The 22,309-nt window shown below is 68.5% G+C and carries 23 protein-coding genes and 1 pseudogene; 9 read left to right on the top strand and 15 right to left on the bottom strand.

The features are described from left to right. Positions 1-330 precede the first annotated feature (330 nt). Positions 331-744, top strand: a complete 414-nt coding sequence (locus AB3X07_RS00060) for an ExbD/TolR family protein (protein WP_369941626.1) — start codon at positions 331-333, stop codon at positions 742-744. A 155-nt stretch (positions 745-899) separates the two neighbouring features. Here the strand turns inward: AB3X07_RS00060 and AB3X07_RS00065 are convergent, their stop codons facing one another. From AB3X07_RS00065 to cls, 4 genes are all read right to left on the bottom strand, one after another. Further along, positions 900-1,319, bottom strand: coding sequence for a hypothetical protein (locus tag AB3X07_RS00065; protein ID WP_369941627.1), 420 nt, complete (start codon positions 1,317-1,319; stop codon positions 900-902). Between the two features lie 329 nt (positions 1,320-1,648). Further along, positions 1,649-2,401 carry a pyridoxine 5'-phosphate synthase gene (locus AB3X07_RS00070; RefSeq protein WP_369944852.1) on the bottom strand — a complete coding sequence of 251 codons (753 nt, stop codon included), beginning with the start codon at positions 2,399-2,401 and terminating at the stop codon, positions 1,649-1,651. Between the two features lie 13 nt (positions 2,402-2,414). Next, positions 2,415-2,690 carry a hypothetical protein gene (locus AB3X07_RS00075; protein WP_369941629.1) on the bottom strand — a complete coding sequence of 92 codons (276 nt, stop codon included), beginning with the start codon at positions 2,688-2,690 and terminating at the stop codon, positions 2,415-2,417. A 435-nt stretch (positions 2,691-3,125) separates the two neighbouring features. Further along, positions 3,126-4,598 carry a cardiolipin synthase gene (gene cls, locus AB3X07_RS00080; RefSeq protein WP_369941631.1) on the bottom strand — a complete coding sequence of 491 codons (1,473 nt, stop codon included), beginning with the start codon at positions 4,596-4,598 and terminating at the stop codon, positions 3,126-3,128. Positions 4,599-4,882: 284 nt separating this feature from the next. Between cls and AB3X07_RS00085 the strand changes: the two genes are divergently transcribed. The 5 genes and pseudogenes from AB3X07_RS00085 (at position 4,883) to AB3X07_RS00105 (ending at position 10,081) form a co-directional block, all read left to right on the top strand. Continuing rightward, on the top strand, positions 4,883-5,791 hold the full coding sequence (locus AB3X07_RS00085) for a LysR family transcriptional regulator (protein ID WP_369941633.1): 909 nt from the start codon (positions 4,883-4,885) through the stop codon (positions 5,789-5,791). 96 nt (positions 5,792-5,887) lie between these two features. Continuing rightward, positions 5,888-7,081 carry a CaiB/BaiF CoA transferase family protein gene (locus AB3X07_RS00090; protein WP_369941635.1) on the top strand — a complete coding sequence of 398 codons (1,194 nt, stop codon included), beginning with the start codon at positions 5,888-5,890 and terminating at the stop codon, positions 7,079-7,081. After that, the gene (locus AB3X07_RS00095) at positions 7,078-8,010 is read left to right on the top strand and encodes a hydroxymethylglutaryl-CoA lyase (RefSeq protein ID WP_369941636.1); all 933 of its coding nucleotides are present in this window, start codon (positions 7,078-7,080) and stop codon (positions 8,008-8,010) included. Before AB3X07_RS00090 ends, AB3X07_RS00095 begins: the two co-directional genes overlap by 4 nt. Before the next feature lie 119 nt (positions 8,011-8,129). Beyond that, positions 8,130-9,449 (top strand): annotated as a pseudogene (locus AB3X07_RS00100) (GntP family permease). Positions 9,450-9,451: 2 nt separating this feature from the next. Beyond that, a complete protein-coding gene (locus tag AB3X07_RS00105; protein ID WP_369941638.1) occupies positions 9,452-10,081 on the top strand; it encodes an OprD family outer membrane porin in 630 nt (209 codons plus the stop codon). A 226-nt stretch (positions 10,082-10,307) separates the two neighbouring features. Here AB3X07_RS00105 and AB3X07_RS00110 read toward each other — a convergent pair whose 3' ends face one another. The 9 genes from AB3X07_RS00110 to AB3X07_RS00150 all read right to left on the bottom strand — a co-directional run bounded on the left by AB3X07_RS00110 (position 10,308) and on the right by AB3X07_RS00150 (position 16,258). Beyond that, positions 10,308-11,420 (bottom strand): PA0069 family radical SAM protein, encoded by a 1,113-nt coding sequence (locus tag AB3X07_RS00110; RefSeq protein WP_369941640.1) that lies wholly within the window; start codon positions 11,418-11,420, stop codon positions 10,308-10,310. Positions 11,421-11,645: 225 nt separating this feature from the next. Next, on the bottom strand, positions 11,646-12,353 hold the full coding sequence (locus AB3X07_RS00115; RefSeq protein WP_369941642.1) for a 2OG-Fe(II) oxygenase: 708 nt from the start codon (positions 12,351-12,353) through the stop codon (positions 11,646-11,648). A 70-nt stretch (positions 12,354-12,423) separates the two neighbouring features. After that, a complete protein-coding gene (locus AB3X07_RS00120) occupies positions 12,424-12,696 on the bottom strand; it encodes a hypothetical protein (RefSeq protein ID WP_369941643.1) in 273 nt (90 codons plus the stop codon). 234 nt (positions 12,697-12,930) lie between these two features. Then, complete coding sequence (locus AB3X07_RS00125) at positions 12,931-13,323, bottom strand: hypothetical protein (protein WP_369941645.1); 393 nt, start codon at positions 13,321-13,323, stop codon at positions 12,931-12,933. Between the two features lie 254 nt (positions 13,324-13,577). Beyond that, positions 13,578-14,021 (bottom strand): hypothetical protein, encoded by a 444-nt coding sequence (locus AB3X07_RS00130; RefSeq protein WP_369944864.1) that lies wholly within the window; start codon positions 14,019-14,021, stop codon positions 13,578-13,580. Then, complete coding sequence (locus tag AB3X07_RS00135) at positions 14,018-14,293, bottom strand: hypothetical protein (protein ID WP_369941647.1); 276 nt, start codon at positions 14,291-14,293, stop codon at positions 14,018-14,020. Before AB3X07_RS00135 ends, AB3X07_RS00130 begins: the two co-directional genes overlap by 4 nt. Before the next feature lie 166 nt (positions 14,294-14,459). Further along, the gene (locus AB3X07_RS00140) at positions 14,460-14,732 is read right to left on the bottom strand and encodes a hypothetical protein (RefSeq protein ID WP_369941650.1); all 273 of its coding nucleotides are present in this window, start codon (positions 14,730-14,732) and stop codon (positions 14,460-14,462) included. Between the two features lie 149 nt (positions 14,733-14,881). Beyond that, positions 14,882-15,232: a VOC family protein gene (locus AB3X07_RS00145; RefSeq protein ID WP_369941651.1), complete on the bottom strand. Its 351-nt coding sequence runs from the start codon at positions 15,230-15,232 to the stop codon at positions 14,882-14,884. 9 nt (positions 15,233-15,241) lie between these two features. After that, positions 15,242-16,258 (bottom strand): class 1 fructose-bisphosphatase, encoded by a 1,017-nt coding sequence (locus tag AB3X07_RS00150; RefSeq protein WP_369941653.1) that lies wholly within the window; start codon positions 16,256-16,258, stop codon positions 15,242-15,244. A gap of 196 nt (positions 16,259-16,454) precedes the next feature. On the opposite strand from AB3X07_RS00150, the gene AB3X07_RS00155 reads away from it, so the two are divergent. Together AB3X07_RS00155 and AB3X07_RS00160 are read left to right on the top strand one after the other, a co-directional pair. Continuing rightward, positions 16,455-16,871, top strand: a complete 417-nt coding sequence (locus tag AB3X07_RS00155; protein ID WP_369941655.1) for a hypothetical protein — start codon at positions 16,455-16,457, stop codon at positions 16,869-16,871. Next, a complete protein-coding gene (locus tag AB3X07_RS00160; protein WP_369941656.1) occupies positions 16,868-17,764 on the top strand; it encodes a hypothetical protein in 897 nt (298 codons plus the stop codon). Before AB3X07_RS00155 ends, AB3X07_RS00160 begins: the two co-directional genes overlap by 4 nt. 105 nt (positions 17,765-17,869) lie before the next feature. Here the strand turns inward: AB3X07_RS00160 and AB3X07_RS00165 are convergent, their stop codons facing one another. Next, positions 17,870-19,072 (bottom strand): aromatic amino acid transaminase, encoded by a 1,203-nt coding sequence (locus AB3X07_RS00165; protein ID WP_369941658.1) that lies wholly within the window; start codon positions 19,070-19,072, stop codon positions 17,870-17,872. Between the two features lie 150 nt (positions 19,073-19,222). On the opposite strand from AB3X07_RS00165, the gene AB3X07_RS00170 reads away from it, so the two are divergent. Then, entirely contained in the window at positions 19,223-21,349 is a 2,127-nt protein-coding gene (locus AB3X07_RS00170; RefSeq protein WP_369941660.1) for a TonB-dependent receptor family protein, read from the top strand. Between the two features lie 135 nt (positions 21,350-21,484). On the opposite strand, the gene AB3X07_RS00175 is transcribed toward AB3X07_RS00170, so the two are convergent. Next, a complete protein-coding gene (locus AB3X07_RS00175) occupies positions 21,485-22,249 on the bottom strand; it encodes an SDR family oxidoreductase (protein ID WP_369941662.1) in 765 nt (254 codons plus the stop codon). Between the last annotated feature and the right edge of the window lie 60 nt (positions 22,250-22,309).

A 22,309-nucleotide genomic window follows, 5' to 3' on the forward strand; every position in this document is an offset into this window, starting at 1 on the left:
GCCACCGGAAACGGTGGCGTTTTTTTTGGCCGCGCCCGCATGCCACCAATGGCATCGGCAGCGCGGCGCGCGACCCCGTGTGACTTTTTGTAGGAGCGACTTCAGTCGCGACACGCACCCCCGACACGTTTCGTGCCGCGGCCGATACCCATCGCGCCGCCGCCGCCGCTGCCTGGAGAAGGACGTGCAGGCGCGCACGCGGCCGCGCCGCGATGCGGCCGGTCGCGCTCCACCCGATCTCCGCTTTTCGCGTTGGTGCCCATCGCGCAACGGCCTGGCCCGGGTGTAGGCTGGGGACGCGACACCACAACCACAGGACGGAGGCAGGCCATGGCGTTCAGTACCGCAGGGAACCGGGGACCGCTGGCGGAGATCAATGTGACACCGCTGGTCGATGTGATGTTGGTGCTGTTGATCATCTTTCTGGTGACCGCGCCGCTGGTGACGCGGCCGATCACGCTGGACCTGCCGCAGCGCACCTCCTCGCCGACGCCGCCGCGCGAACCGCCGCCGCCGATCCAGTTGCGCCTGGACGCCAGCGGCCAGTTGTTCTGGAACGCCAGCCCGCTGCCGCTTGCCGACCTGCAGCCGCGCCTGCATGAGGCGATGGCGGAGGCGGCAGGCAATCCGCCGGAGTTGCGCATCGATGCCAATCCCGATGCCGAGTACGACGTGATGGCCAAGGTGCTGGCGGCGGCGAAGAACGCAAACGTGGAAAGGATCGGCTTCCTGCAGCAGCAGTAGCGTCTATTGCCGCCGTCAGGCGAAGATGCGGCGCCATCGACAACGGTGGCGTCGCTTCGCTTGGCGGTTCCACGTGCGATCTGGGTGCACGCCGATACCGGGCGCCGCGGCTCTCGCGAGCTCTTCAGGTCCGCGCCGTCCGGAGATGGCTAGTCTCAGCGATCGAGCCACGCGACGTAGTCGCAATGGCCTTCGCCTGCCTGGCAAAAGAACACCCAGGTGGTGTGGTCCTGCTCGTAGGTCCAGGCCGTGAATCCTCTGCCCTCGTAGTGTTGGACAGTCTCATGCCATGCCTCGAACGGCGCGGCTGCGCTGGCGCCGGCTGCCAGGCGGCGAAACAAGCGGGGTGCCTGCGCTGGCGCGAAGTGGAACTCTCCCGATGAGGTCCCCAGGTCGAGATTGTTGGACGTGCGAATCCGCACCGTCGACGGTGGGAGAAGATCGGGCAGCCAGCCTCGCTCGAACAGGCGGTCGGCGCGCGCAGCGGCCAAGGTGGCGTAGCGGCTGGTCACTGTATCCGGCGAGCAGGCGGCCAGGCTCCAGGCCATTGTGAGCAGGACACCGATCGATCTCATGCGTCGCAGCGTGATGCGGTAGATCGACGTTGTGGCATCGGCTCGATCGCAGCGCCGGACCAAGCAAGCTGCGGCGGCGGACGCGGCCAGGAGCGGGCCGCGAGTACGAGCGCATGCATCATCGAGCGCCTGCCACGTCGACCGTGCGGCAGCAACGCCGCGTGTCGGCCGCGTTGCTGGGCGACAGGCAGCAGAACGGACTCGATCGAGCCAGCAATCAGCGCTGACCACGACACGTCGAAGCCGCGATTCCCGATCGCGCTGTTGCGCGACCGCCAAGCGTGCGACGTGCTGGTGGGAAGGTCGCATGGGGCCAGGCGACCGCGGTGTTATCGACCCGAGGCCAGGATCGCCAGGTAGGCCTTTACCGTCGCATCGAGGCCCGCATACAGCGCCTCGCTGATCAACGCATGTCCGATCGACACTTCCAGCACCTGCGGCACCGCGGCCAGGAACGCGCCGAGATTGGCCTGGGCCAGGTCGTGGCCGGCATTGACCCCGAGTCCCGCGGCCTGCGCGCGATGCGCGGCCGCCGCAAAGGCCTCCGCTGCCGAGGCGTCGCCGCGCGCGAACGCTTCAGCGTAGGGGCCGGTGTACAGCTCGACGCGGTCGGCGCCGAGCTCGGCGGCGCGCGCCAGGTCGGGCGTGTCGGCGTCGACGAACAGGCTGACCCGACACCCCAGCGCCTTCAGTTCGCCGATCAGCGGGCGCAGGCGTTCGCTGTCGCGGCCGAAGTCGAAGCCGTGGTCCGAGGTCAATTGGCCGTCGCCGTCCGGGACCAGGGTGGCCTGCGCCGGGCGCGCCTGCGCGCACAGCGCGATCAGCCCCGGGTAGCCGGGCCGCGGCGGCGCGAACGGATTGCCTTCGATGTTGAATTCCACGCCACGCGCGCGGGTCAGCGCGGCGAGCGCCAGCACGTCCTCGGCATGGATGTGACGCCGGTCCGGGCGCGGATGCACGGTGATGCCGTGCGCGCCGGCATCCAGGCAGGCTTGCGCCGCCTCCAGCACGCTGGGCAGCTCGCCGCCGCGCGAATTGCGCAGCACCGCGATCTTGTTGACGTTGACGCTGAGCTGGGTCATCGGCACGGGCGGCTCACGGCGACATCGCGTCGTCGCTGGCGGCGGCCGCCGCCGCGGCGGCGCGGCGCGCCTCGGCCTGCTCGCGCAGCCGGCGCAGTTCGGCCGGATCGATCATCGGCAGCGCGTCGCGCTGGCTGGCGTCGCCGATCTTGGCCACGTACCAGCCGCGTGCCCAGGCCATCAGGAAGCCCAGCGCCGCCAGCAGCGCCAAGACCAGCAACGCCATGTGCGGCGTGGAGAACGCCAGGACGAAGGCACCCAGCGCAAGCAGCAGAAAGAGCCAGTACATGACGACCTCCCCAAGGATGGGCGCAGTGTAGCGCTGCCCGGCCGAGCGGTTCCACGTGATCCGCTTGTCCGGGGGCAAATCGGTCGCGCGCCACAGACGTAGGGTCGGGCCGCAAGACGTCGGCGTGGCGCCCCGGCCGGTCCGACCGACTGCGCGTACCGCGATGTTGGCAGGAGCCCGCCCGCAATGTGGGAAGCGCTAATCTCGGGACGGATGTCGTGCCGCTGCGGCATCGGCGATGACAACGGCATATCGAAGCGATACCGCGCCTGGCAGCCGAGGCGATTGCGCGGGGGCGGTGCTGCGCAGCCTGCGCCGGTCGGCGGATCGGCGATCACTCCGCCGCGATCGCTGCAGCGCCGCCCTACCCTGGCGCGAGCCTGCACCGCGCCGGTCGCTGTCCGCCGCGATCGGCGCGCCAGTGCGGCTCCCTCGCTACAGCAGCGGCGAGGTCAGCCGGGCCAGCGCTTCGGGCAGGCGATAGCGCCACAGCGAGCGCTTGCGGTCGTCGCGTACCTGCACCGCGTCGGCGATCTCGCGGCCGATCAGCGTGGCCAGTTCCTGGGTCAGCTTGCGGTCGCGGAACATCGCCGACACCTCGAAATTGAGGCGGAAACTGCGGTTGTCGAAGTTGGCGCTGCCGACGATGCACAGCTCCTCGTCGGCGATCAGCGCCTTGGTGTGCAGCATGCGTGGGCCGTATTCGTAGATCTTGACGCCGGCCTGCAGCAGTTCGTCGAAGTACGAGCGCGCCGCCAGGGTCACCAGCCGCGAATCGCTGCGCTTGGGTACCAGCAGGCGCACGTCGAGCCCGCCCAGCGCGGCCGAGGTCAGCGCCATGCGTGCGGCCTCGCCAGGGACGAAGTACGGCGTCACCAACCACACCCGGCGCTGCGCCGCGTAGATCGCCGCCACCTGCATGCGGTGGATGCTCTCCCACGACGAATCCGGGCCGGACACCAGCACCTGCGCCTGGATCGTGCCGTCGTCGCGGCCGGGCATGTCGTGCGGCCAGATCCGCGCCATGTCGAAGGTGTCGCGGCCCTGGCGGGTGGCGTACAGCCAGTCCTCGACGAACACCAGTTGCAGGCTGCGCACCACGTGTCCCTCGCAGCGCACGTGCAGATCGCGATAGGCGTCGGCGCGCAGCGCCTCGTTCTCCTCGTCGGTGACGTTGATGCCGCCGGTGAAACCGATGCGCCCGTCGATCACCACGATCTTGCGGTGGGTGCGCAGGTTGACCCACGGCCGCTTGAACTTGAACGGGCGCAGCAGCTGCGCGGGATGGAACCAGGCCACCTCGCCGCCGGCGTCCAGCAGCGGCTGCAGGAAGTGCTTGCGCACCTGCGAGGACCCCACCGCATCCAGCAGCAGGCGCACCTTGACCCCGGCGCGGGCGCGCTCGACCAGCGCATCGCGGATGCGCGTGCCGCTGCGGTCGGGATTGAAGATGTAGTACTCCAGGTGCACGTGGTGCTGCGCGGCGGCGATGTCGCGCTCGATCGCCGCGTAGGTGGCCGCGCCGTCCACCAGCCATTGCGCGCTGGTCGCCGAACTCGGCGCCAGCCCGGTGGTGGCCTGGGCGATCTTGGCCAGCTCGGTGCAGTCGGCGTCGGGCGGGCAGACGCTGCTGTAGTGCTCCATGCCCGAACGCGAACGGCCGCGGCGCAGGCGCTGCCGCTTCACCTTCTGCGGCCCGAGCAGGTAGTAGATGACGAAGCCCAGGTAGGGCAGCGCCGCCAGCGACAGCACCCAGCTCAGCGTCGCCGCCGGTTCGCGCTTCTGCAGCACGATCCAGCCGCTCAGCCACAGGATGTACAGCAGGTAGGCGGCGGTGACGTAGGCGCCGAAATGCGGGATGCCGGTGAGCCAGTCCCAGGTATTTTGCAGGGTCGCGATGACGAACATCGGCGGATTCTACGGGGCGCGCGCGCCTGCTGCGCGTGGCGCCGGAAGATTCCGTGGCGCCGGCGCGTTGTCGCACCGGCGCACAGGCTGAGGCGGCCGCGTGCGCGCGCCGATGGGCACGGCCGTCGTGGGGCGCGGCGCTGCCCGCCATCTGTCCGGCCGCTTCCACCGAAGGGGCAGTTGGCTTCAGCCTTTGGCACTATCCGCGTCGCCCCTGGATTTCGGAACGACGCCTTGGGTGCGCCGTATGATTTGGCGAGTTGCCGGCGACCAGGACTTCGAAGATGAGCCAGCCAATGCCGATAGATCGACTCAGCATGACGACGCTCAGGCTGTTCGTCGCCGTGGTGGAGGAAGGCTCGTTGTCGAAGGCGGCCGAGCGCGAGTCGATCGCCACTTCCGCCGCCAGCCGCAGGCTCAACGAGTTGGAGAGCGGGTTGGACGTTGCGCTGTTCACGCGCAATAGTCGCGGCATGCAGTTGACGTTGGCCGGAGAGAGCCTGCTTCAGCACGCCAGGCGGATGCTGTTGGCCGCCTCGGCCCTATCGTCGGAACTGCTGGAGTACCGGCGTGGGATCCGAGGCCACATCCGGATGCTCGCCAATCTCTCGGCCATCGTGGCCTACCTGCCGGAGGAACTGGAACGGTTCTTCCTCATCCATCCCGATCTTCGCATCGAGCTGGAGGAGCGCCCCACCTCCGGTGTCGTTCGCGGCATCAAGGAGGGATGGGCGGAGGTTGGGGTCTGCTCGGGAGACAGCGACCTAGAGGGTCTGGCGACCCGCTCGTTCAGGCGCGACAGGCTGGTCATGCTGATGCGCGCGGACCATCCGCTCAGCGGCACCGGCCCGATTTCATTCGCCGACACCCTTCCCTTCGACCAGGTGGCGCTGCACGCGGAGAGCTCGATCTTTACCCGCTCGCAGATGGCCGCTCGCGACGCCGGGCGCTCGCTGCGGCGACGGATTCACGTTCCCGGCTTCGATGCCATCTGCCGGACGGTGCAGGCGGGCCTGGGAATCGGCCTGGTGCCGGAACCCATCCATGCGTTGTTCGGTCGCGCCATGCAGTTGCGCTTCGAGCACCTGATGGACGCCTGGGCGCATCGGCAGCTCAAGCTGGTCTGGCGCAGCGACCGCGCGCTCTCGACCGCTGCCCAGCAACTGGTGGAGCACCTTCAAATCGACGGATAGGCGTTCGCATTATGCGAATGCGGATTCGCCAGAAAGGCATGGCGAAGCCGGGCCGACACTGGATAACCTGCGGGCATTGTCATGGGAGGTATGACGATGCCTGGTCCACTGCACGGAATTCGCGTTGTCGAATTCGGAACGCTAATCGCGGCGCCGTTCGCCGCGCGCCTCTTCGCCGAATTCGGTGCCGAGGTGATCAAGATCGAGTCGCCGGACGGGGGCGATCCGCTTCGCAAGTGGCGCAAGCTGCATGGGGATACCTCCCTGTGGTGGTCCTTGCAGGCTCGCAACAAGAAGTCGGTGGCGCTGGACTTGAAGTCGCCTGGCGGCCTGGACGCTGCGCGCGCGCTGGCCGCGAGCGCGGATGTGGTGATCGAGAACTTCAGGCCAGGAGGCCTCGAGAAGCTCGGCCTTGGCTGGGAGGTGCTCTCCGCGCTCAATCCCGATTTGGTCATGGTGCGTATCTCCGGCTACGGGCAGACCGGTCCCTACCGGGATCGCCCCGGCTTTGGCGCCATCGGCGAGGCGATGGGCGGCATCCGCTATACCACGGGCGATCCGCAGACCGCTCCCTCGCGCGTCGGCATCAGCCTGGGAGATTCCCTCGCCTCGCTGCACGGTGTCATCGGCGCCCTGATGGCATTGCTACGGGTCAGGACCGGCCAAGGTGGCGGCCAGGTTGTGGACGTTTCCTTGGTCGAAAGCGTCTTCAACCTGATGGAGAGCCTGGTCCCCGAGTACAGCATGTTCGGGACGATCCGCGAACGCACCGGTGGCGCCTTGCCCGGCATCAGCCCGTCCAACACCTATCCAACGGCCGACGGCGGCTTCGTGGTCATTGCCGGCAACAGCGACCCCATCTACCAGCGGCTCATGCGCGCGGTCGGCCGTCCCGACCTGGCGGACGATCCCGATTTGGCGACAAACCCCGGGCGCGTGGCCAGGAATGCGGAGCTGGATGCGGCGATCACGCATTGGACGAGCGGGCTGACGGTCGACGCGGTGCTGGCCGCTCTGGAGGCGGCGGACGTCCCCTCCGGGAGGATCTATTCCGCCGCCGACATCGTCGCCGATCCGCACTACCAGGCCCGGGAGATGCTGCTCGAGACCACCTTGCCGGACGGCGCGCGCGTGACGCTGCCAGGCATCGTTCCCAAGCTCTCCGAGACCCCCGGACAGATGCGCTGGACGGGACCCGCGCTGGGCGAACACACCGTCCAGGTGCTGGCGCAGTTGGGCCTGACGCCCGAGGCCATCGCGCGGCTCACCCAGCCGGAGGAATCCGTATGACCACCACACCCGCTCTGATCGTGCAGGAGGTCAGCCTCCGGGACGGCCTGCAGATCGAACCCGTCTTCGTCCCCACCCAGCACAAGATCGCGCTCGCCAATGCCTTCACCGCACTCGGCTTCTCGCGCATTGAGATCAGTAGCTTCGTATCGCCCAAGGCGGTTCCAGCGCTGGCGGATGCGGGCGAGGTCTTCGCTAGCATCGACCGCGGCGCCGACGCGACGTACGTTGCGCTGGTGCCCAATCTGATTGGCGCCGAACGAGCGCTGGCGGCCAACGCCGACGAACTCAACATGGTCGCTTCCGCGAGCCGGACGCACAACCTGGCCAACATGCGGATGACCCCGGCGCAGAGCTTTGCCGAGTTCGAGCGCATTGCCGCCGTCGGCGCGCACCGCGCATCGCTCAATGGAACGGTGGCCACTGCCTTCGGGTGCCCGTTCGAGGGCGCGCAAGCGCCCGGCAAGGTGCTGGACTTCGTGCGTCGCTATCTGGACCTGGGGTGCAGCGGGATCACCCTCGCGGACACCACCGGCATGGCGAATCCCAGGCAGGTTCGGGCGCTCGTCGAGCAGGTGCTGGCGCTTGTCGATCCGCGCGGTTTGACCCTGCACTTCCACAACACCCGCGGCTTGGGACTGGCCAATGTCATCGCGGCCCACGAGGCTGGCGCCAGGCGCTTCGACGCATCGCTGGGCGGCCTTGGCGGTTGCCCGTTCGCGCCAGGGGCATCGGGAAACATCTGCACCGAGGACCTGGTCGCCATGTGCGAGGAAATGGGAATCGCAACCGGTCTGGATCTGCCGGCGCTGATCCACCTTTCGCGAAGGCTGCCGGGCCTGGTGGGTCATGAGACGTCGGGACAGGTCGCCAAAGCGGGGCGGGTGGCCGACCTGCATCCTGCGCCGGAAGGGCTTCGCGCCGCGTAGAGCATCGAAAAGCGCCGACGGCCGCTTGGAGGAAAGCGGCCGTCGCCAGCGCATCGCTTCAATCCAGCCTGTATTCCTGGGAGGGGATCATGCACGAGTGGTTCGTTCTGGCGAACGCCATGTTCGCTATTTTGCTGATTGTCCTGCTGATCATCTACTTCAAGGTCAATCCGATGATTGCCTTGGTCGCGGGGCCGCTCTATCTCGGCGTGAGTTCCGGGCTTGGCTTCGGCGAGACCGTCAAAGCCATCACCGATGGCTTCGGTGACTTGATGGGGAAGATCGGCCTGTTGATCGGGTTCGGTGTGATGATTGGCGCCTTCCTGCACCGGATGGGCGCGTTCCAGCAGGTTGTCGGGCTGCTGGTTCGCACCTTCCGGCCCATGCAGATGCCGTATGCCTTTGCGAGCATTCTTGCGGCGATCTTCCCGCCGATCTACACGGACGTCCTGCTGCTGATGTCCGCCCCCTTGGCGAGGGCGACGGCCAAGACCATGGGGGGCACGGCGTTGCCACGGATGGCGGCGGCGGTCGGGGTCGGCATCTATCTGGCATTGACCATGGTGGTGCCCGGCGTTGCGGCGCTGGCCCTGTCCGCGGTCCTGAATGTGTAACTCGGGACCATGCTCCTGGTCGGCCTGGGGATCGCTGTGCCGACGATCTTCCTGACGCTCTGGACATTCCACTGGATGCTTCGTCGCGGCTTCTGGAAGCAGGAAACCGACGAGCTGCCCGTGGACGAGCAGCCAGCGGTCATCGGCGGCGGCGATCAGGACGATCGGGTCGAGGGACATCGGGTTCCTCTCCGGTTTTCGCTGCTCCCCATCATCGTGCCGATGCTGATGATTGCCGTGGGTGCCATCGACCGCGCGTTCGAGCTCGACATGCCCTTGCTGAAGGCCGTGGGCAACTCCACCTTCGCGCTGTTCTGCGGGCTGGGCCTCGCCTTCTTCATCGCCAGATTCACGATCCCCGCGCGGGACCGCAGCGGCGCCGCCAACGATGCGTTCAAGGAGAGCGGCCAGATCCTGTTGCTGACCGGCGTCGCCGGTTCCCTGTCCGCCGTTGTCGCGACCACCGGGCTCGGCGACATCCTGTCCGGATACTTCAGCGCCAACACCGCTGCGCCACTGCTGCTGGTCTGGGGCGTGGCGGCCATTCTGCATATCGCCATCGGATCTGTGTCCGCCTCGGCCATCACCGCCGCCAGCCTCCTGGCGCCCGCGCTCCACGCCTTGCATGTCCCGCCGGTGCTGGTGGCCCTGGCGGCAGGCTCGGGCTCCCTGTTTCTGGTGCACGTGACCAGCAACACGTTCTGGCTGATGCAGACCACGATGGGGCTCACCTTGCGCGGCACGTTGAAGACGCTGAGCCTGCCGCTCTCCATGGCATCGGTGATTTCCCTGGTCCTGATCCTGATCTCCAATGCGATCTTCTGATCGTGGCGCGCACTGAAGAGTGGAGTCTGGGGCGGTTCAAGGCGACTGTCGAGCAGGGAGAACTCAGGGATCTCTATCGTCAGCAGGTCGTGGCGCTCGCCGCCAGCCAGCCTATCGCCGGCGCCACGCTGGACGCCGAGGTCAGGTACTACGTGTCCGCTGACATTGGCGGCGGCCTGGCGGGACCCGTCGACAATCGCGCATGGAACATGATGCTCGCGTGGAAGCGAAACGGCCAGCAAATCGCCGTTGCCTATCAGGGCCTGAGCGGGCGTACCGCGATGCCCTGGGTGGGAGGCACGGACGGGAACGTGATGAACTGGACGTTCATCAACGACTTCATGGAGCGAGACGAAAGGAGCTGGCAGCTTCGCTACCAGCTGGACGGCAAGGCCATCCGTGTGCCGGGTCTGAAAGTGCTTGTGCGCTACGTGCGTGGCGACCACGCGCGGCCGTCGTTCTACTCGGGAGAGGGGCGCCAGTGGCAGCGCGATGTCGAGTTCGAATACACGTTCCAGCGACAAGCGCTGAAGGGCTTCTCCGTGCGTTGGCGCAATGGCTTCTTTCGGTCCAACTATCAGCGTGATGCGGAAGAGAATCGTCTTATGCTGATCTACACCGCCCGTCTTTGAAGCAGCGACGCATCCGGCCGGGCGTGGCCGGTCGGCGCTGCCCGGGAGGGCGGCCGGCGTGCGTCTCTGTGTGGCCTGCATCGGTTGTCGAGACAGTCCAGATGGCGTCTTCCGATGTGCGCCAGGTACCTCAAGCGCGTGCATTCACGGTGGCATTCGCTCAGACCCTGACTTGGGGCTTCATGCTGTCGAAAGCACGTGGTTCGCCGCCCGTCGCCGACGCGGATCAGAAGAGTTCGAGTTGCGGGGTCCGCAAGCGAGGAGGAGCGAACTGGCTGGTGTCCAGCCGTGGCATTCGTCCAAATCCAAGCCGACGGTAAGCTGCGGCGAATCGCTGCGAGATGAGCTGGGCGAATGGACCTTCTCCGACCATCCGCTTGCCGAAGCTGCTGTCGTAATCCCTGCCGCCGCGCATCTGCTGGATCAAGCTCATGACGTGCTTGGCGCGCTCGGGATAGTGCAACTGGAGCCATTCGCGCCACAGTTCGGCCAGCTCGTGCGGCAGGCGCAGCAGGACGTAGCCCGCGGCGCAGGCACCGTGTTCCCTTGCCGCCTCCAGGATGCGCTCGAGTTCCTTGTCGTTGATCATGGGAATCACGGGAGCGACGAGGACGCCGACCGGAATACCCGCGTCGTGCAGCGCCCGCATTGCGCGAAGGCGTGCATGAGGTGCGGCGGCACGCGGCTCCATTTTCGCCGCCAGGCGATTGTCGAGCGTGGTCACGGAGAAGTACACGGCGACCAGGTTTTGTCTTGCCATCGACGCCAGCACATCGATGTCGCGCTCGATCAGCGCGGACTTGGTGACGAAACTGAGCGGATGCCTCGCCTCGGCCAACACTTCCAAGCACTCCCTCGAAATGCGGCGGTGTCGTTCGGCGGGCTGATAGGCATCGGTATTGATGCCCAGCGCGATCGGCGAGCAGACATAGGATGGACGCGCGATCTCGGCACGCAGCAACGTGGCGGCGTTGGGTTTGGCGAAGATCCGCGTCTCGAAGTCCAGGCCCGGCGACAGGTCCAGATAGGCGTGCGATGGCCTGGCGAAGCAGTAGACACAGCCGTGCTCACAGCCCCGGTAGGGGTTCACCGACTGCGAAAACCCCACGTCCGGTGAGTTGTTGCGGCTAATGATGCTCCTCGCCATCTCGTCGCTCACCACCGTCCTGGGCCGGGCGGTGGATTCGCCGTCCGGCGCAGGGGCGTGCCAGCCGTCATCGATCTCAACCGCCGTGGTGGCCGCGAAGCGACCAGGCACATAGGAGTTGGTGCCTCGTCCTTTGATGGCCGTCCGCGAACTTCGCACGTCGCGGCCAGCCGAGCGGTCACTCGTGCCCATGGGTATCGTCCTCGAACAGGCGGATATTAGTAGGAATACTAACAAACGCCCGGGGCGACTCCAAAGGTCGAATGTTCCGCCGCAGAGCCAGGTTCAGGCCGATACCCGACGCCGCCCATTCAGACAGTTCTGCCTGTCAGCCGCGTCAGGGAGATCGCAGGCGACGAAGGCCGACGGACGAGCCGCGAGCGCCTGCCGCCCTTGCGAACCCCCACTCCCGAATCCCTACTCCCGGCCGTACAGCGCCTGCGCCGACTGGAACAGGATCCAACTGGTGGCGATGAACTTGTCGCCGCCCTGCGGCCGGTTGCCGCGATGGGTGTGGGTGAAGGCGGTCGGGGCGATCAGCAGGCTGCCGGCGCGCGGCGCGATCTTGCGCTGCTGGAACAGGAACTCGGTCTCCCCGTCCTGGAAGTCGTCGTTGAGGTAGAGCGTCCACAGCAGGTGCCGGTGCAGGGTCTCGGCACCGGGGTCGCGCGGATACAGTTCGCAATGCCAGTACGGGTAGCCGCCCTCGCCCGCCTCGTACCACTGCAGGTTGATCGCGCCCGGGCGCAGGCAGGTGCGCGCCAGGTTGGACAGCGCGGCGTCGTCCAGCAGCGCGAAATCCTCGGCATTGAGCCGGTGCGGCTGGCCGTCGGCGCCGGGCACCTGCAGCATCAGCGGCGAGATCAGCGTCTGCGGATACTTGCGCAGGTAGCCGAGCAGGCCGCCGAACACCGCCTGCTGCAGGCGCTGTTCCACGTCGCGCCACGGCTCCAGGCCGCTGATGCGCAGGTCGCGGCTGCGCTTGAGTTCGGGGAACACGCCGCTGCCCACCTCGCCCGGCTGCAACTGGGCGCTGCCGCGCAGGCGCCGCATGATCGCGGCGCAGTCCTCGCGGGACATGGCGCCGTCGAAGACTTCGATGAAATCGGCAGTGGGATCGGGCATCGGGTGACCTTGGCGGCGTTGCGGCGGCGTCGCCGCTGCGCGGGAATCGGGGGGGGCGGTATCGGTCGAGCTAACGTCTGGCGGAGGACATCGCGCCACCGCGGATGGCATAACCCAGCAACACCAGCCAGGCCGCCAGCGCCAGCAACGTCGGCAATTGGAACGTGCTGGAGGTGCCGATGGTGAAGCTGCGGGCGGCGAAGAAGATCAGCGCCCACAGGACGAGGTTGCCGGCCACGATCAGCCGCCGCGCCTTGTGCCGGGTCAGCCAGGAAATGACGCTCGGCATCAAGGCGATCGGTGCGGTTGCGAAGAAGAACAGCAGGAACACGGTCTGGTTCATGGCAGTGCCTACGTTGTCCTCTTCGGCGCCGTGGATGGAAGCAGGCCCGTGGCGCGGGCGCTACGCCACGCCGCAGCCCGATCGATCGACCGCGACAGAAGTGGCGACGATCGCCGTGCAGCGATTCTATGCGTTTCCAGGGTCTTGACCTACCGGACGACGCGCGGCACGGACATGGCGAGCATCGGGACGGATGCGTCGACCGAGCCGGAAACGAGCGGCGGCGAGAGAGGCCTAGAAGTAGCCGCCCTCCGCGTCGCGCCACATGTCGTAGCCCTCCAGTTCCTCCGCGGTCACCGAGGACTGCTGGACGAAGCGGGCGTTCCAGCCGGAAAAGGAGGCCTTGGAGATCGGCAGATGCCCCATGCCCAGCGGCTCGTCGTCGCGCCTGTCCACACCCGCCATGTACAGGGTGGATTCGTCGATGGTCTTGGGAGGCGCACGGAACACGTTGCTGTACACGCGGACATGGACACCGCGCTCGTCCACCTTGAGGATCTTCAGCGGCACGAAGCGGCCGGGCTCTTGCTCGGTCACGTAAAGGCCGCCCTCCACCCACCGGTCGGCGGCGGCGGACGACGCGGCGATGGCTGTTCCGAACAGAACCGAGAGCAATCTCTTGAGCATGTGTGCGCCGCCTGCATGGACCGACGCATCGCGCGTCGGCTGGAAGTGATGGGATCGGTCGTCCGGTGCCTACCGGACCCAGCGCATCCTACGACGGCCGGGATCGGCCAGCAAAAGCGGGTGCGAGCGGGCTGCACGGCCATGTGTCTCCGGTGCGACGGCACGTGCGCGGACGACGGCTCATCCAGTGCGCTCGTCGCAGGCGCATGCGCGCACCGCTTGCCACGCCGTCGCCGCCGTTCGGCGACAACCCTCTAACACCGAAAGAAGAAGTACACGAAGGCCAGCGCGAAACCGGCGATCCACAGCGCGAGCATCCCGACGAACCCCGCTGCGAGAGCTGCACAGCGCGGCAACCGGCGCAAACCGCGCGTGCGCTTGACGAGAGACGCGAACAGCCATCCGCCCACGGCCACGCCCACCGCGACGACCAGCCAGCCGATGACGTTGACGAGCGGATCCTTCGCGCCGAATTCCTGCGGACATTGCGCGGTCGCATAGGCGGGTGTGGAAAAAACCAGCGACGCTGCAAGAAGGCAGCTGCCGCGCCTGACCCACCCCGTCCGTGCACCGCAGCCGAGGATGCGGTGCATGTCGGCGACCATGCTGGCGATCCAGTGCATGGTGAAGTTCCGGCCGCGCACGCCGTCACCGCCGGCGGGCAGCCGGACCGCGTCGCCGTGCGCGGGCGAGTTCACCTCGCGGGGCCGTCGCCGGAGCCGCTCGACCGCTTGCGGTCCTTGCGGCGCCGGTTGTCCGCGCGGATCGCGGCCGCGCACGCCTCGGCGGTAGGCAGCGTCGTGTGCCGGTCGATCGTGTAGAAGCCCGAGCAGCCGACGTCGGAACAGCCGCAGACGGTGAACCGCACCGGATGCCGGGTCAGGCCGAGGCGCTTCTGTTGCGCGTTGATGCACTCGCGCCGCTTGATGGCGTCGATGATGGCACTGCGCTGCAAGAATTTCCCTGCCACGGCTCCTCCCGTTGTCGGCGCTACCGACGGTCCATGGAACGCGCACATGCGTAGCGTCCACTGCCGGCCGCCATCATAGCCAAGGCGCCGGTGGGCCTGCTATCGCGGCATCGGTGTCGCGGGGCGGCGGAGCTCAGGCCAGCGGCGGCGGCTAGGGATTGGTCTTTCAGGACCGATTGGATGGCGCCGTGTTGCCCCGGACCGCGATGCCCAGCAGGACCAACCACACCGCCAGCGCCAGCAGGGTCGGCAGCTCGAAGCGGCTGGAGTTGTACAGGGTGAAACTCCTGGCGGCGAAGAACAGCAGCGTCCACAACGCCAGGTTGACCAGCACGATCCGCCGCCGCCACCGGTGGCGGGTCAGCAACGCGATGACGCTGGGCATCAATGCGACCGGGCCGGTGGCGAAGAAGAACATTACGACAAGGGTTTGGTTCATGGGTCTTCTCCCGCCCGATGCGGCCAGTTGCGCGCGCCGTCCGCCGGCGTTCGTCGTCTCCACACAGCCACTGCGCTGTCGCTACCCTATCGCAGCGCGACCGCGCCGCCAGCGTCGGCGGTGGCAGAGTGGGACGCGCCGCCCGCGGATCACGCGTGCTGCAACAGGTTGACCAGTCTGCCGAACGGATCGCGGACGTAGAAGCGCCGCACGCCCCAGGGTTCGTCGACCGGGCCGTACTCCACGGCGAGGCCGGCGTCGCGGACGCGGCGCAGCGCCTCGTCCAGATCGTCGACTTCGATCGACAGATCGGGCACCGGCGTGCCCGATCCGCCCTGGCTGGCGACACTGAGCTGCACCCGCATGCGCTCCGCACCGCCATAGGTGCGGATCCATCCATGGTCCATCACCAGGTCCAGCCCCAGGATGCCGCGGTAGAACGCGTCCGCCGCGGCCGGGTCGGCGGCACCGAGGTTGGCGATGATGCGCTGTACCTTCATGGGGTCGGCTCAGCCCTGCGCGCGGTCGTGCTGCTGATGGTACCGCACCGCTTCGGCCACCTCGTTCTTCGAACCCAGGAACACCGGCACGCGCTGGTGCAGTTGCGTCGGCTGCAGGCCGAGGATGCGCTCGCGGCCGGTGCTGGCGGCGCCGCCGGCCTGTTCCACCAGCAGGCCCATCGGGTTGGCTTCGTACATCAGGCGCAGCTTGCCGGGCTTGCCCGGGTCCTTCTTGTCCCAGGGGTAGATGAAGATGCCGCCGCGGGTGAGGATGCGGTGCACGTCGGCGACCATGCTGGCGATCCAGCGCATGTTGAAGTTCTTGCCGCGCACGCCCTCCGTGCCGGCGAGCAGGTCGGCGACGTACTGCTGCATCGGCGCTTCCCAGTGGCGCTGGTTGGACATGTTGATCGCGAACTCGGCGGTGTCCTCGGGGATGCGCATGTCGGCCTGGGTCAGCAGGAAGCTGCCTTCCTCGCGCTCCAGGGTGAAGGCGTGGGTGCCGTGGCCCAGGGTCAGCACCAGCATCGTGCTGGGGCCGTAGATGCAGTAGCCGGCCGCGACCTGGGCGGTGCCCGGTTGCAGGAAGTGTTCGTCGCCGGGCTTGTCGGTGCCCGGCGGCGCGCGCAGCACCGAGAAGATGGTGCCGACCGAGACGTTGACGTCGATGTTGGAGCTGCCGTCCAGCGGATCGAACAGCAGCAGGAAGTCGCCGCTGGGATACTTGTCGGGCACCGGCTGGCTGTGGTCCATCTCTTCCGAGGCGCACGCGGCCAGGTGACCGCCCCAGGCGTTGGCTTCGAGCAGGATGTCGTTGCTGAGTACGTCCAGCTTCTTCTGCGCCTCGCCCTGCACGTTGCCGGTGCCGGCATCGCCGAGCACGCCGCCCAGCGCGCCCTTGCTGACCGCGATGGAGATGCGCTTGCAGGCGCGCGAGACGATGGTGACGAGCTGGCGCAGTTCCGGGCCGATGCGGCCGGCGTGCTGTTCTTCGATCAGGAAGCGGGTCAGCGAGGTTCGCGACATGGGCAGCGGTTGCCTTGCGTGGGGAAGGAACTCCTATTGTCGCATCGGGTCGCACCGCGATGGCGTGGGCAGGTTCGATCTCCATTGCGGAGAGGGCATGCGGGGACCTGCTGCGACGGGCACAATGGCGGCATTCATCGACACAAGGAGCAAGTCAATGGAAAGGAAGCGAGGTCCCTCCTTCGCCGGTGGCGCAGTGGCGGTCGTCCTGGCGCTTGCCGTATCGGCACCGGGTCTGGTGCATGCGCAAGAGGCGCAACCCGCCCCCGCGGCCGGATCGCCCGCAGGACGCATGTTCTACGTGGAAATGCCCGCCGCCAGCAATGCGATCTCCAACGCCCTGATGGGCCCGGCCATCGGCAGCAGCAATGCGGTGAAACAGTTGGAGAGCGTCATGGCGCGGGGCGAAACGGAACCGCTCGAGGTGGTGGCCTACGGCGGCAACGAGCGCCTCGTGCTGAAGTCGGTGGAGGCCGCGCTGAAGTCCTTCCAGGGCAAGCGGCTGCCCTACCTGACGCTGGGCGTGGTGGCGAGCGCCGACAAGGTGGAAAAGCTGCGTCCCTTGGCCGAACCGCTCGGCGTGCGCCTGGTGGTCGGCAGGCCGCTGCAATGAGCGGGCGACGGCAAGCGCGGCAGGGCATGGTGCCGCAGGAGGCCGAACGCATGGAGGGATTACCGGCCGGGGTCGTCCGCGATCTGAACAACTACACGCCTCTGGCGCCCTATCCGGCTGGCAGCAAGGAGCACGACAATCTGCTGCGGCACGGCTTGATGCTGCCGCCGCAAACGCTCACCCACGACCAGGTGGGCGATTGGCTGCTGGAGGAGATGCGGAACACGACCAAGGCGTCGGTGGTCTCCGCGTTTCTCCGTGGATTGGCGCTCGACTCGGCGCCCATGCGTTGCGGGTTGGCGGCGTACGCCTACGCGCGCCACTTCAAGAAGCACGCCTTCCGCAAGGCGCATCCGCAGGCGGAGAGCTGCGCTGTTTGCGCGGCATTTCCCGCCGAGACCTACGACCTGACCTTTCTGCATAGCTGCAGATGGACGGGCTCGCTGATCGGCAGCACGCCCTTGATGGGGAAGGCTGCGCTCTACCTGCAGGCGCACCGCCAGGCCATCGGTTATTCCGGTGGCGCCGACGCCCAGACGCTGGAGCGTGGCAAGCAACGCTTGATGGACATGCTGGCGCTCATCGGCGCTGCGCCCGGCGACGAAACGCCACGTCACCTGGCGAAGCGTCTGAGGACACTGCAGGCACCGAAGCTGACGACCGATGCGGCCAGGTCGATGATCGAGCTGCTGGGGTATGCGGGCGTGCTGCAGCCGCGCGACCATCCTTCCTGGATCGCGACGTTCATCGAGGGTGTCCCTCCGAGCAAGCGGCATAGCTCGGACTGGGCGTATCCCGTCGATTTCTGGACGGGGCGAGACGGCGTGAACGCGGACGCCGTGGCGTTCTGGTTCGACGATGCGCTCGAGGATCCCCGCCAACGCGGGTCTTGATGCGCCAGCGCGGCAGGATCCGCGTGGGGAACCGGAACAGCGACCGATAGCCCCGGTGCCGCAACGACACCGGGGCTGTTCAGTCGCGGGGAATGCGCGCCCGGCTCAGCCCTTGGCGACCGTCGCCACGGCCTGGGTCACGTAATCCAGGTTGTTCTGGCTCAGCGCGGCCACGCAGATGCGGCCGGTGCCGACCGCGTAGATGCCGAACTCGTCGCGCAGCCGGTCCACCTGCGCCTTGCTCAGGCCCGAGTAGGAGAACATGCCGGCCTGCTGCTGGATGAAGCCAAATTCCGGCGCGCCGAGGGCGGCCAGCTTCTGCACCATGCCGGCGCGCAGGGCGTGGATGCGTTCGCGCATCTCGGTCAGTTCCTGCTCCCACATCGCGCGCAGCTCGGGGCTGTTGAGCACGCCGGCGACCAGCGCCGCGCCATGCGTGGACGGGCTGGAGTAGATGGTGCGGATGATGCGCTTGACCTGCGACTGCACCGCCTTGCTCTCGGCGGCGTTGGCCGAGACCACCGACAGCGCGCCGACGCGTTCGCCGTACAGCGAGAACGACTTGGAGTAGGAACTGGCGACGACGTAGGTGTCGATGCCGACCTCGGCCAGCAGGCGCACCGCGTAGGCGTCTTCGTCGATGCCCTTGTCGAAGCCCTGGTAGGCGATGTCCACGAACGGGAACAGCTTGCGTTCCTTCAGCAGCTCGGCCACGGTACGCCACTGCGCCTGGCTCAGGTCGGCGCCGGTCGGGTTGTGGCAGCAGGCGTGCAGCAGCACCACGCTGCCCGGCGCCAGCTTGCCCAGGTCGGCGAGCATGCCGTCGAAGTTCAGCCCGTGCGTGGCCGGATCGAAGTAGGTGTACTCGACCACGTCGAAGCCGGCGGCGCCGAACACCGCGCGGTGGTTCTCCCAGCTCGGGTTGCTGATGGCGATGGTCGAGGTGGACAGCAGCTTCTTCAGCAGGTCCGCGCCCACGCGCAGCGCGCCGCTGCCGCCGACGGTCTGCGAGGTGGCGACGCGGCCGGCGGCCAGCAACGGCGACTCGGCGCCGAACAGTAGCTTCTGCGTGGCCAGGTCGTAGGCGGGCAGGCCGTCGATCGGCAGGTAGCCGCGCGGCTTGGCGTCCTGCGCCAGCTGCTGCTCGATCTGCTGCACCGCGCGCAGCAGCGGGATGCGGCCGCTCTCGTCGTAGTAGATGCCCACGCCCAGGTTGACCTTGGTCGGGCGGGAGTCGGCGTTGTAGGCCTCGGTCAGGCCCAGGATCGGGTCGCCTGGGACCTGTTCCACGTTTGCAAAGAAGGACACGGCGGTACTCGTTCGGTGGCGAAGGGTGGGGGCCGGGAGGGACCGGAGCCGGCGCGGTCAAACGCCCCATCCTAACAAACGCAGGCTTGCGTGGCGGGGCGTTGCGGCACGCGGCGTGCGGGCCGGCGACGCATGCGCGATGATGGCCGCATGCCCGATCGCACCCCCCTTGCCCTGCTCTGCGGCCTGCTCGTCCTGGGCGCGCCGCCCCTCGTTCGCGCCGCCAGCGCCGCGGCCGACCCCGCCACCCTGCCCGCCGTGCAGGTCCAGGCCGCGCGGGTCGGCGGCGTCGACGATTTCGACCTGCCGGCGTCGCTGAGCACGCTGGAGCTGGGCGACAGCGACCGCACCGGCGTGCAGGTGTCCGAGGCGCTGTCCGGGGTGCCGGGACTGCTGGCGCGCGACCGCCAGAACTATGCGCAGGACACGCAGTTGTCGATCCGCGGTTTCGGCGCGCGTTCGGCGTTCGGCGTGCGCGGCGTGCGCCTGTTGCTGGACGGCATTCCGGCGACGATGCCCGACGGCCAGGGCCAGCTGTCGCACTTCAACCTGCTCGGCGCCGAGCGCATCGAGGTGCTGCGCGGGCCGTTCTCGGCGCTGTACGGCAACTCCTCCGGCGGCGTGGTGCAGCTGTGGAGCGCCGACGGCCAGCCCGACGATCCATGGCGGCTGCGCAGCACCGTCGGCAGCCATGGCACCTACAGCGCGGGGGCGCAGCTGCAGGGCCAGCAGGGCGACGTGCACTACAACGTCGCCGCCACCCACTTCCGCACCGACGGCTACCGCGACCACAGCCAGGCGCGGCGCGACTCGGTCAACGCCAAGCTCGGCATCGACCTGGCCCCGGGGCGGCGCCTGGACCTGCTGCTGAACTACCTGGACGCGCCGCGGGCGCAGGACCCGCTGGGCCTGACCCGCGCGCAGTTCAGCGCCGATCCGCGCCAGGCCACCTCGGTGGCCACCCAGTTCGACACGCGCAAGTCCACCCGCCAGGCGCAGGCCGGGGCGATCTTCACCCAGCAGGTGGAGCAGCAGACCTGGCGGCTGATGGCCTACCTCGGGCGCCGCGACGTGCAGCAGTACCTGGCGGTCCCGGTGGCGGTGCAGGCCAATCCGTTGCACGCCGGCGGGGTGATCGACCTGGACGGCGACTACGGTGGCCTCGACGCGCGCTGGGCCTGGCAGGGCGAGTTGGCCGGGCGCCCGTTCCAGCTCACCGTCGGCGCCAATGCCGACCGCCAGAAACAGCACCGCACCGGCTACGAGAACTTCGTCGGCAGCACGCTGGGAGTGAAGGGCCGACTGCGCCGCGACCAGGAGGACCAGGTGCAGAACGTGGACCAGTTCGCCCAGGCCTGGTGGCAGTTCAGCCAGCGCTGGTCGCTGCTGGCCGGTCTGCGCCACAGCCAGGTGCGCTTCCGCTCCGACGACGCCTACATCGTCGGCCGCAACCCGGACGACAGCGGCCGCACCGACTACGCGGCGACCACGCCGGTGGCCGGGGTGGTGTTCCGCGCCAGCGACGACCTGCGCTTCTACGCTTCCGCCGGCCGCGGCTTCGAGACGCCCACCTTCAACGAGCTGGGCTACCGCAACGACGGCGGCGCCGGCCTGGCGCTGGACCTGGCCGCGGCCAAAAGCGAGAACCTGGAACTCGGCGCGAAGTGGCGCGACACGGCCGGCGCGGCGTGGGAGGCGGCGCTGTTCCGCGCCGACACCGACGACGAACTGGCGGTGGCTAGCAACACCAACGGCCGCAGCACCTACCGCAACATCGGTCGCACCCGCCGCCAGGGCGCCGAGGCCAGCTACCGGCTGCCGCTGGGCGAGGCCGCGCAGCTGCAGGTGTCCTACACCTGGCTGCAGGCCACCGTGCGTCAGGCCTACCTGACCTGCGCCAGCAGCGGCTGCGCCACGCCCACCGCGGTGGTGGCGGCCGGCGCGCGCCTGCCCGGCGTGCCGCGCCAGCAACTGTTCGCGCGCTGGCAATGGCAGCCGCGCGCCTGGCAGTTCGCGGTGGAAGGCGTGGCCGCCGGCGCGACCGTCGCCAACGACCTGGCCACCGCGCGAGCGCCCGGCTACGGGCTGTTGAACCTGGAAGCCTCGCGGCGCTGGACCACCGCGCATGGCGTGCTGCGCACCTTCGCGCGCATCGACAACGCGCTCGATCGCGCCTACATCGGCTCGGTCATCGTCAACGACGGCAACGCCCGCTACTACGAGCCGGGGCCGGACCGTGGCTACACGGTCGGCCTGCAGTGGGATTTCGCGCACTGACCTCGCCCGGGCGCACGCACGACGCTCCGCGATCCTCGCGCCTCGGCTCCGCCGCACGCGCCTTCGCGCGATGATCGATCGGTGCGCGACGACGTGGCGCGCGCTTCGCGGAAGACGCGACGTCGGCGCCGCGGCTCAGCTGCGATTGATCGAGATGCCGCCATCGACCAGCATCGCGCTGCCGGTCATGAACGAGGCATCGTCTGACGCCAGGAACAGCGCCGCGCGCGCCAGCTCCTCCGGTTGCGCCAGGCGCTTGAGCGCGTGCAACTGCGCCACCTGCGCCAGCGCCTGCGCGTCGCCGTTCATCGCGTGCGCCATCGGCGTCTCGGTGCCGCCCGGCAGCAGCGCATTGACCCGCACCGCCTGCGGCCCGAATTCGGCGGCCAGCGCCTGGGTCAGCCCGATCAGCCCCGCCTTGCTGGCCGCATAGGCGGCGGTGCCGGGGAAGCCGACGGTGTGGCCGACGAAGGTGGAGGTGAAGATCAGCGCGCCGCCGCCGCGCGCGAGCAGCGCCGGGAGCTGGTGCTTGGCGCCATAGAACGCCGCGCTGAGGTTGGTGTCGATCGCCTCCTGCCAGGCGTGCGCGTCCACTGCGGGCGTGGGCGCCAGCGTGCCGAGCGTGCCGGCGTTGTTGAAGGCGATGTCCAGGCCACCGAAGCGTTCCACGGCCAGCGCGACCAGCGCCTGCGCGTAGGCCTCCTCGCGTACGTCGCCGGCCAGGCACGCGGCGCGCCCGCCGGCGGCGGCGATCTCGGCCACCAGCGCGTCCAGCGCCGCGCCGCGGCGGGCGCCCGCCACCACGCAGGCGCCTTCGCGCGCGAACAACAGGGCGGTGGCGCGGCCGATGCCGGAACTGGCGCCGGTGATGAGTGCGATCTTGCCGTGCAAGCGTTGCATATGGAGTTCCGTGGTCTCGAAGGAGACTGGAGCATCGCCGGCATAACCGCGCGCTGCTCG

This window comes from Xanthomonas sp. DAR 35659 (assembly GCF_041242975.1).
GTDB classification, from domain to species: domain Bacteria; phylum Pseudomonadota; class Gammaproteobacteria; order Xanthomonadales; family Xanthomonadaceae; genus Xanthomonas_A; species Xanthomonas_A medicagonis.